This window comes from Yersinia nurmii (assembly GCF_001112925.1).
Taxonomy (GTDB): Bacteria; Pseudomonadota; Gammaproteobacteria; order Enterobacterales; family Enterobacteriaceae; genus Yersinia; species Yersinia nurmii.
In genome coordinates this window covers 59,938-74,441 of the sequence record NZ_CPYD01000013.1, presented here as the reverse complement: position 1 = coordinate 74,441, position 14,504 = coordinate 59,938, and the positions used below count along the sequence as shown (strand labels likewise).

The window sequence follows — 14,504 nt, the reverse complement described above, 5'->3', positions numbered from 1 at the left end:
AACTGCGGGCACATTTTGTTTGGGTTCCCTCACCCCAATAACCAAAAAGGTCATATCTATGTTTTCGTTTACGCCCCAACAGCGGATGACCGCTTTGGTATGGCTTTCGCTATTCCATATTGTCATCATCACATCCAGTAACTATCTGGTGCAATTACCGATCGCTATCTTCGGTTTTCACACCACATGGGGAGCTTTTACCTTTCCCTTTATCTTTTTAGCTACCGACCTGACCGTGCGGATTTTTGGTGCACCTTTAGCTCGCCGCATTATTCTCTCAGTGATGTTACCTGCATTGGTCATTTCCTATCTGGTTTCGGCCCTGTTCTTTCAGGGAAGCTGGCAGGGATTCCCCGCGCTCAGTAGCTTTAACGTGATGGTAGCCCGTATCGCTGTAGCCAGCTTTATGGCCTACGTATTAGGGCAGATTCTGGATGTACAAGTGTTTAACCGTCTGCGTCAGCGCAGCGCTTGGTGGGTTGCACCTACGGCAGCGATGTTCTTTGGCAATATCAGCGATACGCTGGCCTTCTTCTTTATTGCCTTCTATAAGAGCAGCGATCCCTTTATGGCGGCCAATTGGGTCGAAATAGCTTTGGTAGACTACACATTTAAGCTACTGATCTGCCTGCTGTTTTTCTTACCTGCCTATGGCGTAATGCTGAATATGCTACTGAAATATTTTGCCAGCAAAACGGCGTCGCAGCCAGCGGTACAAATCGGCTAATCTGCCACCTGCCGGTTAATGGCGGCCCGCCTGCGGCCGCCAGATTCTTCTGTAATTCCGTGTAATACCCGCGTACTCACAATTCTTTACCGAGCAGCCTGTTGCTTTTATCCGCTGAATAAGGTGCGATACGGGTAATTCAGTCAAGGTTAAAGACTCTCATCCAGAAGGAATTCCCATGAATAAGATAACCAAACTTTTCGCCGTTGGTTTATTGGTTACCGGGCTAAGCGCCTGTGATGTCAAAAACGACAACAACGTTGGTCAGCCGGTGAGTTTATTGGAAGGTAATATCGCACTGGTTCTGCCCGCAGAATTTACCGATCAAAGCGATAAAATCAGCAGCCCTTCCAGTAATAAACGCGTTTATGCGACCAAAAACGGTGAAAAAGCCGTGGTGATCATTTTGAATGAAAAAGACACCGCGGGGTTGGATGTGTTGGCCCAGCGTTTGATCGAACAGCAAAAAGGTCGCGATGCTAATCTGCAAATCGTTACCAATAAAACCATTCAGGTTGACGGCAAGCCGTTGCAGCAACTGGATAGCATTATCACAAGCGGCGGTCAGAAGGCTTACTCATCGGTCGTTATGGGTAACGTCGATAACAACAGCATGACACTGCAAATTACCGTTCCAGCCGAAAATCAACAGCAGGCACAGACCGAAACTGAATCCATTATCAGCACCCTGAAGCTGAAATAAATGCAGATAATCCCGCAGCGGAGCCGTAACGCTCCCTGCGGGGTTTTCTCACCAGATTTGAGCGCCACAGCGGCGCTCTGATTGTTTACGCTAAAGCACGAGCCAGTAGCGTAATCGGATGCTCACATTTCTTGCTGGTCGACATTTCAATCTGCCATTTACAGGTTTCACAGTCCGTAATCACCAAATCTACCTCGCTTTCCTCAATCTGACGGAATAACGAAGCACCAATGCCTTGAGAAGTGGCGTAATTCTCAGATTTAAAACCATAAGTACCGGCAATGCCGCAACATTGAGAATCCAGCGTAATCAGCTCGACGCCGGGAATTCGACGCAGTAACGCCAGTGTATAAGCGGTCCAGCCCATTTTCTCCATATGACACGGCGTATGGTAAGCAATGCGCAGCGGCAGGCGTTTCAGCGGTAATTCCCGCCCCTGGTCCAGTAAACGGTAAATATAACGAGTAGCCAGTTCAACGCGGTCTCGCACCGGCGTGGTATCCACATCCAATAAATGAGGATATTCATCTCGCAGAGTAAAAGTACAGCTGGAAGAAGTGGCAACCACCGGAATATCCCGCGTGATGACCGCATCTGTCAGCGATTCGAGATTAACTTTAGCCTGCTTTTTAGCCTGATCGATAAAGCCGTTGGCAATCAAAGGCACGCCACAGCACTTTTCTCGTTTGAGCAACTGCACGCCGATATTCATCGCATTGAAAACGCTGATTAAATCTTTCCCTAGCTGCGGATGATTGTAGTTAACAAAGCAGCCGTGGAAAAATGCCACCTGTTCGGCATATTGTTGCTGTTTAGCCGCCTGCTGACGATACCAGCGGCGGAAAGTACCAAAGGAATATTTAGGCAATTCACGGCGATGATCGATTTTCAGGGCTTTATCCAGCAAGTTACGCACTGGTTTTAATCCAGTGATAGCATTCACTACCGGTGCAAATGGCGTAGACAAAGAACCCATCAAATCGGTATGGCTTAAAATGGCGTCACGCAGTTTTGGTTTATTACTGCCGTAGCTGGCTTTAGCACGTTGAATAATGTCGCCGATTTTAACGTCGGAAGGACAAGCCACTTCGCAACGTTTACAGTTGGTACAATATTTCAGCGCTTCGTCATACAGCATCGGATCTTTTAATCGCAGACGTTCGCCATCTGGCCCTGCCTGCTTTGGCCCAGGATAAAGAGGATTTACCTTGGCTACCGGGCAATATGTGGTACATACCGTACATTTAATGCAGCTTTCGAAGCTGTTATCCCGCGGCAAACTCATAGTTTGACCTCCGTGGCATCGGTAATCTGCTGAGCAGCGAACAAAGCGCTGGTTAATGACACTCCGGCACCGCAGCCTTGCTGTAGGGGGTCATAGCCGCCCAACACCGCGCCAATCGCATAGAGATTTTCCAAAGGCTCCCCACCACGCATAGCGCGTAACTGATTATCAGTCTGCACACCGAACTGTAGGTAAGGCTGTGCATCAAACATGTCGCTGCGACTCCAGTCCGCCCGATTGCTCAGAGACAGCATATCCAGCCCTAAAATAGGTTCGTAAACCCGATCGAATCCAGCAATCAATCCGTTGCTAAAGAAACTGCCGCTCGCCAGTACAACATGAGGCGCTCGTAACGGAATATCACCGTGGTTACGGCTATACAAGCCTGTGACACGATTACCCTCGAGTTCAGCGCGTAGTACCGAATCTCCCGGCATGACCAACCCACCAAGCTGTTGAAAACGTTGGCGTAATGCCTGGTGTAGCCGCATGCCCAATAACGATGGAGGCAGCGTCGGCAACAGCATAATCGGCTTGCCGACCGCCAGTCGCAGTGCTTCCAACTGCACCGGATTATCCAGACCGATACAGGCGGGCAATAAAATCGCCTGAGCGTGCGTAGACAAGCGGCTCAGTTCTTCAGCCAACGGTGGCAGGCTTTCCGCTAAATCCAGAACCCGGGCGATATTCACCGCGCGAAATTCACTAGGGTTATCACGCAGCCGATCTAATGCCGGCAAATGCATATAGCTGGACGTCGCCGCAACCCCTTGCGCCTGTAGGGAATCCGCCACCATCTGCGGCTGAAAATCGAGGAATCCTTCAATGCCGATAACGGCAATTCGCTCCCAAGGTAAAGTGCCGTTCAACGACGTAGTGGGAATTTCTGCAGGACTTAGCCAGGTTGGGCGCTGACTGCCCAGCGGTGTAATGCGCATGTGGTTTTCCACTGCACTACCGACAAAAGAAAGGTGGCAACGCTCCAGTAATTTCTGCGCTTCATCCACCAAATCGATGACCACAGCACCCATTTTGCTGTAAGGATGCTCAGGTGCCTGTGCCGCCAAGGCTTCCAATGCCGTAAGAGGCTCGCGCACTTCGCTGCCATCAGGCAACTGTGCCAAAAGATCGAGAGAACCGGATGAAAAATGCAGCGCACTTTGCCCTGCGCTGACGATGGCGCAAGACTTTCCCTGCTCCGCCAGACGAATACCGCAGGTTAGCCCCGCCAGCCCGCCGCCAATGATAATGGCATCAAATTTCATCGCTTTTCTCCTGCGCAGATGGGATCGCGGCAGTTTGGTGGCCCAGCCCGCACAATCCTTGATATACCCAACTGGTAAACTCACTTTCCCGCAGCGCATCGCCCCAGGCAATTGGACGAACGCCTTTCCAGCGCTCGTTGAGGAATTGGGTCAGTTGCTCGCGAGATTGCTGTGGCGTGGTGACATTAAAACGAGTTAATAAGCCAGCGGCACGACAGGCGCAGAGTTCACCCTGACAGGTTCCCATCCCGACGCGAGTGCGTCTTCGTAAATCCAGTAAATTGTTTACCGTGAGCGATTCGACGGCATAACGCACTTCACCTGCGGTCACAGCTTCGCATTCGCACACCAGGCTATTATCCAGCCGATTACCGTCCAATAATTGAGTGGCTCTATCTCCGTGGCGGTAAACCGCAGATCCGCGAATACTGGCTGGCAGGGACACAACCTTACGTAAAGTCTGTTCTGCAGACTGACGAGAACCCGGCAGCGGCTCTTGTGCCGTGGTGCAACTGGCCTGAAGCCCCAGTTTTTCACACACTTTATCCGTCGCCCATTCAGCCATTAGCCGGTAAGTCATTAATTTTCCGCCGGTAATGGTGATAAAACCTTCCAACCCATCGCGGCTGGCGTGATCCAGCAGAACGATACCACGGCTAACGTTACGGCCACTCGGATCGTCGTCGCTGGCGACCAGAGGACGAACGCCAGCATAGGCACGTAAAATGCGGGTCGCCGCCAGTTTCGGCGACAGTTTCGATCCTTCTCGAATCAAAACATCCACTTCCTGTGGCGTCACGATCATGTTGTCTATCTGGTCATAATCGATATGCGTTGAGGTCGTACCGATCAGTGAAATGGTGTCTCCCGGCACCAAAATATCGGCGTCGGCCGGTTTGCGGCAGCGGTTAATCACCATGTTATTAATGCGATGCCCCAAAATCAATAACGCGCCTTTCGCAGGAAACATTCGCACTCGTAGATCGGCATATTCGGCAATGTGTTGCCCCCAAATACCTGCAGCGTTTACCACGATTTGGGCATGAATTTCATACTGGCGCTGGTTTTTATGATCGAAAACGCTCACGCCTGTCACGCGGTTAGCCTGACGGAGAAGACCCATAACTTCGTGATATGTCAGTACCTTAGCACCATGTTCGCGAGCATCCAGCATATTGGCGGCGGTGAGACGGAAAGGATCAACGGTTCCATCAGGCACTTTAACTGCACCAATCATGGCCGGGTTAGCCGCCGGTTCCATTCGCAGCGCCAATACCGGATCGATCGCTTCTGCGTCAATACCCGCCAACTGGCAGCTGGAGATAAATTGCTGCTGATATTCCAGAGAATCCTCTGGCAGCGTGATAAACAAGCCATTGGTTGGTTCAATACAGTGGCGGGCAATACGTTTGAGGATACGGTTCTCTTCAATACATTCTTTGGCTGATTCGCCATCGGTTACCGCATAGCGCGCGCCGCTGTGCAGCAAGCCGTGATTCCTGCCAGTCGCACCGGTAGCGATGTCGTGTCGCTCCAGTAAAATACAGCCTAACCCACGGCTGGCGCAGTCTCTGGCTATGCCCGCGCCGGTGGCGCCGCCGCCAATGATGATGACATCCGTTTCGCTGTAAGGAGAACTGTTCGTCATGAAAGACCCCACTCTATAGACAACCGCCTGGCGGTCAATTTTACATCTATTGAGACACAATAATTAGGGTCATTGTTTGATAAGGAACAAAAACGAACCAAAAACGAAAACCAAATGATGGATAAAAACCATGATTGTGATCAAAGTCACACAGGGACACCCACTTTTTATTTCAAATCGTTAACCAATCGCTCAAAATCGCACCCGCTTACATAAAACTGTAACAATTGCGCCATCCCTCACAGATAAACAACTCGTTTTTATCTAGCATTGCGCTCGTTATAGAACATAAACGATAACCAGGTTGGCAGTTCAACCACCCGCTAGACACCAGGCTATGCTGGGATCAAAAAGTACGTATAACGCCATTGGAGGCACTCATGTTGAGTATATTTAAGCCTGCGGCTCACCAAGCCCGGCTGTCAGAAGATCGGATTGATCCGACTTATCGCCGATTACGCTGGCAAATATTTATGGGCATCTTCTTCGGTTACGCTGCCTATTATTTGGTTCGAAAAAACTTTACGTTGGCCATGCCGTATTTGATCGAGCAGGGCTTCTCCCGTGGGGATTTGGGTTTTGCCTTATCCGGTATTTCCATTGCTTACGGTTTCTCTAAATTCATCATGGGTTCGGTTTCTGACCGCTCAAACCCACGCGTGTTTCTCTCCGCCGGTTTGATTCTAGCCGCCGCCGTGATGCTGTTTATGGGCTTCGTCCCTTGGGCAACCTCCAGCATTGCCGTGATGTTCGTTCTACTATTCCTGTGCGGTTGGTTCCAGGGAATGGGCTGGCCTCCGTGCGGTCGAACCATGGTTCACTGGTGGTCGAAGAAAGAGCGTGGCAGCATCGTATCCATTTGGAACTGCGCCCATAACGTCGGTGGCGGTCTGCCGCCATTGCTATTCCTGCTGGGAATGGCCTGGTTTAACGACTGGAAAGCCGCGTTATATATGCCTGCTTTCGGTGCCATTTTAGTGGCGTTGATCGTTTTCGGCCTGATGCGCGATACCCCTCAATCCTGTGGTTTACCACCGATTGAAGAGTACAAAAACGACTATCCAGACGATTACTCGAAAGAAGCAGAAGAAGAACTGACGGCTAAACAGATCTTCATGCAATACATTTTGCCGAATAAATTGCTGTGGTATATCGCCATTGCCAACGTATTCGTATACCTGCTGCGTTACGGCATTCTGGACTGGTCACCAACTTACCTGAAAGAAGTGAAACACTTCGCTCTGGATAAATCCTCATGGGCCTATTTCTTGTATGAATATGCAGGGATTCCGGGAACGCTGCTGTGCGGCTGGATGTCCGATAAGGTGTTTAAAGGTAACCGCGGTGCAACCGGCGTGTTCTTTATGATACTGGTTACTATTGCCACCATCATTTACTGGCTGAACCCGGTAGGCAACCCAGGCATTGATATGGCCTGTATGATCACCATTGGCTTCCTGATTTATGGCCCGGTAATGCTAATTGGTCTGCATGCACTGGAACTGGCACCGAAGAAAGCGGCAGGCACTGCAGCGGGCTTCACCGGTCTGTTCGGTTATCTGGGTGGATCGGTTGCAGCAAGCGCTATCGTTGGTTACACCGTTGACTTCTTCGGTTGGGACGGCGGCTTTATGGTGATGATTGGCGGCAGCATTCTGGCGGTTCTATTACTGATCGTCGTTATGTTCAGCGAGAAAAAACATCACGAAGAGATGGCAAAAAACCGCGCTAACTAAGGCTCGGTAGTCAATCTCAGCGTTTCAGGCCGTGCCGTTATCTTTGGCGACACGGCCTTTTTTGTACCCTAAAACCAAAAATGGAGTAGGTAAACCATGCAAACTCACGTTAAAGCCTTGGTAGCTGGCATTATTCTGGCCTCATCAATGGCCGGAGTCGCTCAGGCCGCAGAGAAAATTGTCATCGCACATCGCGGTGCCAGCGGCTATTTACCAGAACATACCTTGCCGTCGAAAGCGATGGCCTATGCTCAGGGAGCCGATTACTTAGAACAAGATTTAGTAATGACTAAAGATAATGAGTTGGTGGTTTTACACGACCATTATCTGGATCGAGTGACCGATGTTGCGGAGCGCTTCCCAGATCGGGCGCGTAAAGATGGACGTTACTACGCCATTGACTTTACTCTGCCAGAAATCAAATCCCTGAAATTCACCGAAGGTTTTGATATCAAAGACGGCAAAAAAGTACAAAGCTATCCGGGCCGGTTCCCAATGGGTAAATCCGACTTCCGCGTGCATACCTTCCAGGAAGAGATCGAATTCATTCAGGGTTTGAATCATTCAACCGGGAAGAATATCGGTATCTATCCAGAAATTAAGGCGCCGTGGTTCCACCGTCAGGAAGGAAAAGACATCTCTGCCAAAGTACTGGACGTGCTAAAAGAGTACGGTTACACCACCAAGGGCGACAAAGTTTATCTGCAATGCTTTGATGCCAATGAACTAAAGCGGATTAAGAACGAACTAGAACCGCAAAAAGGCATGGATTTGAAACTGATCCAGTTGGTGGCCTATACGGATTGGAATGAAACCTACGAACAACAGCCAAACGGTAAGTGGGTAAATTATAGCTATGATTGGATGTTCAAACCGGGCGCGATGAAGCAGGTCGCACAGTACGCTGACGGTATTGGCCCGGATTATCATATGTTAGTGACCGCCGAATCTACGCCGGGCAAAATTGTGTTAACCGATATGGTTAAGGATGCCCACGCCAGCAATATGATGGTGCATCCGTACACGATTCGCGCCGATGCGTTGCCGAAATATGCCACCGACGTCAATCAACTGTACGACATTATCTACAATCAGGCGCAGGTTGACGGCGTGTTTACTGATTTCCCCGATAAAGGCGTTCAGTTCCTGCAAAAGCAGGGGCAGCATAAGTAACAAAAATATCAGGGCGCATTTTTATGCGCCCTGCCATCACAAATAAGCCACTTGTTCTTTGGTTTGAAAAATATAAGCTAAATAGCGCTGGAACTGTTCGGTAATTTGTTCTGCCTCATCATTCATATCTATATAGGTGGTTGCCAGCACTAGCCCATCGGCGGCAGAAAATATCACTTTACTTCCGTAGTTATAGGACAAAAGCTGTAACAAACTATCATATTGCTGAGGCACAGGTGCAAACGGACAAATCAATTCTGCTTTATCATCATTAGTATCAATATAAACTATATATTCGTCATTTATATTAATATAATCACCCTCTTCATGAGGAGAAGTGGCAAAATATTGAAGTAGTAATTGCGAAGACTCATCCATGACCGTACCTATCTGTTATAAGGGGCTAATCCACGAAGTTGCTTAACTAAGTTTGTATCATCTACCCGTTTTACGGCAACGTTTTTGATTTTATCAAAAGCTTTACTCCCCTCAGTATGCATATTAACGGCTTGAATTTGAAGGTTACTACTATTTAATGCGACCATTTTATAAAGTGCTTTTCCATCAGCCGATAATTCTCTGCTAGGAGAGAGTGAATGGTTAAAATGTAATGATGCCAACTCACGCTTAACTTCTATATCAAGTAAAGCCGTGCGATCTTTACCACTTTTACAGTTCCAACAAGGCGTCACACCAATAGCATTAGAAAGTAAAACTATTCGCCTGACAAATTTATAAGGGTCAATCTTATTAGAGTAAGATTTATCATTCCACATTTCTATTAACTGCCTCGACAGCTCTTTAACTAATTTTATATTATTATCATCCGGTTTGTTTTTTGTATTAACCAGATAATTGCCCACCCACCCACCAGGGTCAAAAACATCCAGATTATCACCTAGCATTAATTTCATAGATGGTTCATTGTATTGGTTTGAAACCTCCCAAGACTTATTCTTTGGAATGCCAAACCCATTAGGAAATATAGGCAGGAAGGCCATTGAATTCACGCCGAAGTTGAATGCCGCTAACTGTAAATTCATTTTAACTTCTTGTTGCTTCCCCTTCTCGTCACGTATATATAAAACTAATGGCTTGGATTCTGATAATGTTTTCCAAGCACCCATCTGTATCGCTAACTGAGTCCCTTCAGTGTCCTTCAAAAAATCCTGCGCCGTCAGTAAGCTAGTAGAAGTTAATTGCAAATCCACTGTCTCTCCATTAAGAGCCTTTTGCAGCTTTTCTGGATGCTGGAACAATGCGGCAAGAACGACTTCGCGTCCGCGCTCAAGCGCTATCAATTGACTATCTTCCTTGCTAATTTTCACGCTATGCGGACCAAGAGAGGCATGACGAATCCCCTTGAGCAAAATCTCTGGCCGACCGTTCTTCTGTAACGAAAAGTTAGACACCCACAGGTTCACTGCGTGCTGAGAATTACCGCTATCAGCAGAACAAACACCACCATTTTTATAGCTAGTGGGGAATATATCATGCTCTCCCTGTTCAAGTTTCAATTGACCGGCAGGTATTGACTCACTAATAAATTTGCAACCCAAATAGTCAAACTGAGACTTTTGTATATTCCATTCTGCCGTATTCAGTAATCTGATACTGGCCTGTTTAAATTCCCGCTTAGCATTATCCTTTGCCAACTTAGCGCTCATTCCTTGTTCTTTATAAAACTGAGTGAGAACATCCATAACTTCTTTCTTACAGTGTTTAATACTGTCGTATTCAGCATTGCTGATAGGTAGATTTTCTAATGACGTGGGATTTTTTAAACTATTCTTTTTAAACTCTAAATCCATTGTGGCTTCTAACTTTCCATAAAAATCATTGGAATCATCATCTTTCAAAATACTCAGAGCCACTTTAATATAATCTAACTTTAATTGGCGAGTATCTTTAGCATAGTTTAATATATGATCTGAAAATGAACTTTCTTTTGATTTATCTCTGGCATGTTTTTTTATCGTCATGCACTTCTGTTCAAACTTCTCTATCGCTTTATTTTTTGCCTGTGATTCACTCTCTCCGTTTCTTATGTAATGCTGACAAAGAATATTCAAAATTTCATTCTCGTGCCGTATGACACTAATATCATTGGTAATATCCGCAGATAGTTCGACCGATGGATTAATATCTCCTAACTCTTTTGAAATGGTGTTTATCTTCTTGATAAAAGGCATTTTTTCAAGAGAATAGCCATCTGCAGATTTATCATTATCCGGGATCAAGACCTCAAGAGCTATATCTGCATATCTCAACTTTAGCTGTCTAATTGAATGCCTTATTGTATCAACCGATTCTGATTTCTTGTGATGGATGTAGCTAACACCGGCAATATTTTCTGGCTTACGCGGGAGTGAAGAACCAAACCCTGATCTTATATTCTTCTCACTCTTTTCAAATTCATCATAAGAATGATTAGATTTAGTGACATTCTTATTTATTGCAAAGTCGTTTGACATAGAACCTCCACACATCAATAAATGCAAAAAACTATATTGCAGTTAATAATGTTTTTTTGGTTCGAGTGGAGGATATAACAAAACAATTTTATAAGTACGGGGAAGGGAACGAAATTCAGGGCGATAGAGTATCGCCCCGTTGGGCATTAGGCTAAAAACATTTTGCGTAGATAGTGCGGTACTGCGTCGTCAGCGTTTGAACCTATCACTTCCAGATCCGGTAAAATATCTTTCAGACGTTGGTGAGCATCACGCATGATGCAACCCTTACCGGCCATAGACAGCATTTCCAAATCATTCATTCCATCACCAAAAGCGATACATTCTTTCAGTGAATAGCCGATAATTTTGGATACCTGCTCCAATGCATGGCCTTTAGACACACCGCCGCCCATCACTTCCAAGCAGGTTGGGAAGGAAAAACTGACGTTCACGCGATCGCCCCAGCGAGCATTGATGGCTTCTTCCAAAATCAGCAGCTTATCGTGATCTTCACAGGTGAAATACACCTTGCACACGCCTTCGGTCGGCAGTAATGCAGGTTCGAACAGCTGATAGGTAAACACCGATTCACGGAAAAACTCTTTCTGCTCTGGGCTTTCGCGGTTCATATACCAATCGTCGTTTAAATAAACATTGGTCAGAATATCCGGATTATCGTGCTCCATGCTGTAAAGATCACGAGCGATATCACCGTCCAGATTATGGCTAAAAATCAGCTCTCCGGCGGTATTATGTACGCGAGCACCGTTAGAGGTAATCATAAAAGCACTGATCTCCAGACTATCGCGAATCTGTGACACATCAATATGATGGCGACCTGTAGCAAACACGAAATGCACGCCACGTTCGGTCAGTAGCTTCAATGTCTCTTTAGCATACGGAGTCAAGATATGGTCAGGGGACAGCAGGGTGCCGTCTAAATCGGAAGCGACAACATGATACATAGCGGTATGTTCTAACCTCTGGTGGAGTTGGCGTCTGCGTCGACGCTCAGTTGATGATGTTGCGCAAAAAAACGCAATATGGCGCTTAACGCCTCTACACGCAGCTTGTCCCGCTCGAACAGGATCTCATGGCGTGCTCCTTTGATGACTCTGGGTGCGCCCCCGTCACAGGGATGCCCGGCCTGAGCCATTACCTGACAAAAAGCGTCCTGAGCCGGGTTTGATACCACCCGATCCTCACTGGCCTGCAACAATAATATTGGCGTGGTGATTTTATCTGCCTCGGCGATGATCTGCTCGCTGGCACGCAGACTTTCCCTCACCCAGTGATAGGTAGGGCCGCCAACGCGTATTTCTGGCGTATCCGCGTAGTGACGCAGGCAGCGGCGATAGCGCTCGCGGCTGTGGGTCAGCATATTCACTACATAAGGCAATGGCCGCCATTGACCGGTGCCAATTGCATAGTAATCCCGCATGTTCTGGCGTTTTTCGGCCCAATCGACAATACGGTGAGCCAACCATTTCGGCATAGGTAGATGGATACCCAACATCGGCGCACAAAGCGCCGCAGCATCAAACGCCGTCGGTTCCCGTGCCAGATAGCGTAGCAGGATAGCACTGCCCATCGAGTGAGCCAGCGCAAAACGTTCCAAATAATGGCTATTGCTGATTTCCCGATCGACCCACTGAGCAAAATCTTCCACATAGTCATCAAAATTAACGACATGGCCACGATTCGGATCTTCGAGCATGCGGCCAGAACGCCCTTGACCACGATGATCCAGCACCATGACGTCATATCCTTCCTGAAACAGATCGAAGGCAACTTCCGGATATTTTACGTAGCTTTCAATGCGGCCCGGAACCAACATCACCACTTTGTTGTGATGGGGGGAACGGAAGCGAACATAGCGGATCGGCACATTATCGACGCCAGAAAACTCGTCCTCTTCCCGCTGCTGCCAGAAATCCAGCAAAGGCCCGTTAGCAAAGGCGGCAAATCGCGCTTCACGGGTTAACCAGTTTTCAGTTTTTTTCTCTAACGGCATAGGGTTGTTAATTGCATCCTTAAACCGGCGTCCTGTGGTTTTTCCGAGTCATGGCGGATCTAAAAACAATAGCGTATTGTGGCATAAATTTACTCATTCAGGGAGTTTTGCCGATGACCTTAGACTGGTGGCTAACCTATTTGGTGACAACCTTTATCCTCAGCCTGTCGCCGGGTTCTGGTGCCATTAACACCATGAGCACCACCATCAGCCACGGTAAACGCGGTGTTATCGCATCCATTGCTGGCTTACAGCTTGGCCTAACGCTGCATATCATTCTGGTCGGCATTGGTCTGGGCGCGCTCATTTCCCAATCCCTACTGGCTTTCGAAATACTGAAATGGCTGGGAGCTGCCTATCTGATTTGGCTGGGTATTGTACAGTGGCGAGCGGCTGGCGCAGTGGATCTTCATGCGCTCGCCATTAGTATGCCTCGGAGAAAACTGTTCAAACGAGCGGTTTTCGTCAATCTGACCAACCCGAAAAGCATTGTTTTTCTGGCCGCGCTGTTTCCACAGTTTGTATTGCCTCATCAGCCACAGGTGGCACAATATCTGATTCTTGGCGCGACTACGCTGATAGTGGATATTATCGTGATGATTGGCTACGCCACGCTGGCTACGCGAATTGCTGGCTGGGTTAAGGCACCGCACCAGATGAAGTTGCTTAACCGTATTTTCGGCGGTTTATTTATGCTGATAGGCGCATTGTTGGCGACAGCCAGAAAAGTGTAGCCGAGAAGCGAATATCTGGCCGGAATAATAGCGATCCGGCCAGTAAGCGTTATTTCGAAAAAATCAGATGCAATCCAAAACCAACAAATAAAACGCCCGCCAAACCATCAATCCATTTCGATAAACGCTGGTAACCGCGGCGCATTACCGGTAGGGCAAATACACAGGCAACGACGCTGAACCAGATAAAGGTTTCTGCAACAATCAGGATAAATAATCCCCAACGCGCACCCGCGCTGACGTCATCTCCGACAAACAGTGAGAATACGCTGCCAAAATAGATCACCGCTTTCGGGTTAGATAAGTTGGTCAAAAAACCGCGTAGGAAAGTACGACCACGGGCTGGCAGCGTCATTTCCACCTCGCCTTCCCCCAGCTCGCCTTTGGCCCTGGCTGATTTCAGCAATTGCCAGCCCATCCAGCACAGATAAAGCCCACCGCCGACCATAATAACCTGATGCAGCCACGCCATTTTTTGCAGAATTAAATGCAACCCCATCAACGCCACGCCTGCCCAAACCACAATCCCCAGAGATATCCCTACCACACCCATCATGGCTTCGCGACGGGAACGGCTAGCGGCAGTTTGAGAAACGAAAAAGAAGTCAGGGCCGGGACTCATCAAGGCAATAAGATGAACCAACGCCACGGTAAGAAAAAGCATCAACATGAAGATAATCCGACAGGAAATGAGAGAAGAAAAACCACTGTATCACGAGGATGGCAGCCCAACCAGACTGCCGTATAGGCTTTATATTCAACG

General features: G+C 47.8%; 13 protein-coding genes. 5 read left to right on the top strand and 8 right to left on the bottom strand.

The genetic code is table 11. The features are described from left to right. The first annotated feature begins 58 nt into the window (after window positions 1–58). Complete coding sequence (locus AD970_RS15265; RefSeq protein WP_049600876.1) at window positions 59–727, top strand: 7-cyano-7-deazaguanine/7-aminomethyl-7-deazaguanine transporter; 669 nt, start codon at window positions 59–61, stop codon at window positions 725–727. Between the two features lie 178 nt (window positions 728–905). Then, complete coding sequence (locus AD970_RS15260) at window positions 906–1,430, top strand: DcrB family lipoprotein (RefSeq protein ID WP_049600873.1); 525 nt, start codon at window positions 906–908, stop codon at window positions 1,428–1,430. Window positions 1,431–1,515: 85 nt separating this feature from the next. On the opposite strand, the gene glpC is transcribed toward AD970_RS15260, so the two are convergent. From glpC to glpA, 3 genes are read right to left on the bottom strand one after another with little or no spacing between them, the layout of a single operon-like run. Beyond that, window positions 1,516–2,715, bottom strand: coding sequence for an anaerobic glycerol-3-phosphate dehydrogenase subunit GlpC (gene glpC, locus AD970_RS15255; RefSeq protein ID WP_049600870.1), 1,200 nt, complete (start codon window positions 2,713–2,715; stop codon window positions 1,516–1,518). Continuing rightward, on the bottom strand, window positions 2,712–3,980 hold the full coding sequence (gene glpB, locus AD970_RS15250) for a glycerol-3-phosphate dehydrogenase subunit GlpB (RefSeq protein WP_049600867.1): 1,269 nt from the start codon (window positions 3,978–3,980) through the stop codon (window positions 2,712–2,714). The genes glpC and glpB overlap by 4 nt, the downstream gene beginning before the upstream one ends. Next, a complete protein-coding gene (gene glpA, locus AD970_RS15245) occupies window positions 3,970–5,628 on the bottom strand; it encodes an anaerobic glycerol-3-phosphate dehydrogenase subunit A (RefSeq protein ID WP_049600864.1) in 1,659 nt (552 codons plus the stop codon). The genes glpB and glpA overlap by 11 nt, the downstream gene beginning before the upstream one ends. A gap of 380 nt (window positions 5,629–6,008) precedes the next feature. Between glpA and glpT the strand changes: the two genes are divergently transcribed. Further along, window positions 6,009–7,364: a glycerol-3-phosphate transporter gene (gene glpT, locus AD970_RS15240; protein WP_049600861.1), complete on the top strand. Its 1,356-nt coding sequence runs from the start codon at window positions 6,009–6,011 to the stop codon at window positions 7,362–7,364. A gap of 96 nt (window positions 7,365–7,460) precedes the next feature. Further along, window positions 7,461–8,537, top strand: coding sequence for a glycerophosphodiester phosphodiesterase (glpQ, locus tag AD970_RS15235; RefSeq protein ID WP_049600858.1), 1,077 nt, complete (start codon window positions 7,461–7,463; stop codon window positions 8,535–8,537). Between the two features lie 36 nt (window positions 8,538–8,573). On the opposite strand, the gene AD970_RS15230 is transcribed toward glpQ, so the two are convergent. The 4 genes from AD970_RS15230 to pldB form a co-directional block, all read right to left on the bottom strand. Continuing rightward, window positions 8,574–8,915 carry a type III secretion system chaperone family protein gene (locus AD970_RS15230; protein ID WP_049600855.1) on the bottom strand — a complete coding sequence of 114 codons (342 nt, stop codon included), beginning with the start codon at window positions 8,913–8,915 and terminating at the stop codon, window positions 8,574–8,576. 8 nt (window positions 8,916–8,923) lie between these two features. Beyond that, window positions 8,924–11,011 (bottom strand): inositol phosphate phosphatase SopB, encoded by a 2,088-nt coding sequence (locus tag AD970_RS15225; protein WP_049600852.1) that lies wholly within the window; start codon window positions 11,009–11,011, stop codon window positions 8,924–8,926. A 146-nt stretch (window positions 11,012–11,157) separates the two neighbouring features. Beyond that, entirely contained in the window at window positions 11,158–11,958 is an 801-nt protein-coding gene (gene yigL, locus AD970_RS15220; RefSeq protein WP_049600850.1) for a sugar/pyridoxal phosphate phosphatase YigL, read from the bottom strand. Between the two features lie 11 nt (window positions 11,959–11,969). Then, a complete protein-coding gene (gene pldB, locus AD970_RS15215; RefSeq protein ID WP_049600848.1) occupies window positions 11,970–13,007 on the bottom strand; it encodes a lysophospholipase L2 in 1,038 nt (345 codons plus the stop codon). 113 nt (window positions 13,008–13,120) lie between these two features. Here pldB and rhtB point away from each other — a divergent pair, with 113 nt between their 5' ends. Further along, window positions 13,121–13,741 (top strand): homoserine/homoserine lactone efflux protein, encoded by a 621-nt coding sequence (rhtB, locus tag AD970_RS15210; protein ID WP_049600845.1) that lies wholly within the window; start codon window positions 13,121–13,123, stop codon window positions 13,739–13,741. Between the two features lie 49 nt (window positions 13,742–13,790). On the opposite strand, the gene rhtC is transcribed toward rhtB, so the two are convergent. Next, complete coding sequence (gene rhtC, locus AD970_RS15205; RefSeq protein WP_049600842.1) at window positions 13,791–14,411, bottom strand: threonine export protein RhtC; 621 nt, start codon at window positions 14,409–14,411, stop codon at window positions 13,791–13,793. Between the last annotated feature and the right edge of the window lie 93 nt (window positions 14,412–14,504).

Bases quoted from the DNA above. Each gene is read 5' to 3' on its own strand.
- AD970_RS15265 (WP_049600876.1), top strand. From the start codon at position 59: ATGTTTTCGTTTACGCCCCAACAGCGGATGACCGCTTTGGTATGGCTT.
- AD970_RS15260 (WP_049600873.1), top strand. From the start codon at position 906: ATGAATAAGATAACCAAACTTTTCGCCGTTGGTTTATTGGTTACCGGG.
- glpC (WP_049600870.1), bottom strand. From the start codon at position 2,715: ATGAGTTTGCCGCGGGATAACAGCTTCGAAAGCTGCATTAAATGTACG.
- glpB (WP_049600867.1), bottom strand. From the start codon at position 3,980: ATGAAATTTGATGCCATTATCATTGGCGGCGGGCTGGCGGGGCTAACC.
- glpA (WP_049600864.1), bottom strand. From the start codon at position 5,628: ATGACGAACAGTTCTCCTTACAGCGAAACGGATGTCATCATCATTGGC.
- glpT (WP_049600861.1), top strand. From the start codon at position 6,009: ATGTTGAGTATATTTAAGCCTGCGGCTCACCAAGCCCGGCTGTCAGAA.
- glpQ (WP_049600858.1), top strand. From the start codon at position 7,461: ATGCAAACTCACGTTAAAGCCTTGGTAGCTGGCATTATTCTGGCCTCA.
- AD970_RS15230 (WP_049600855.1), bottom strand. From the start codon at position 8,915: ATGGATGAGTCTTCGCAATTACTACTTCAATATTTTGCCACTTCTCCT.
- AD970_RS15225 (WP_049600852.1), bottom strand. From the start codon at position 11,011: ATGTCAAACGACTTTGCAATAAATAAGAATGTCACTAAATCTAATCAT.
- yigL (WP_049600850.1), bottom strand. From the start codon at position 11,958: ATGTATCATGTTGTCGCTTCCGATTTAGACGGCACCCTGCTGTCCCCT.
- pldB (WP_049600848.1), bottom strand. From the start codon at position 13,007: ATGCCGTTAGAGAAAAAAACTGAAAACTGGTTAACCCGTGAAGCGCGA.
- rhtB (WP_049600845.1), top strand. From the start codon at position 13,121: ATGACCTTAGACTGGTGGCTAACCTATTTGGTGACAACCTTTATCCTC.
- rhtC (WP_049600842.1), bottom strand. From the start codon at position 14,411: ATGTTGATGCTTTTTCTTACCGTGGCGTTGGTTCATCTTATTGCCTTG.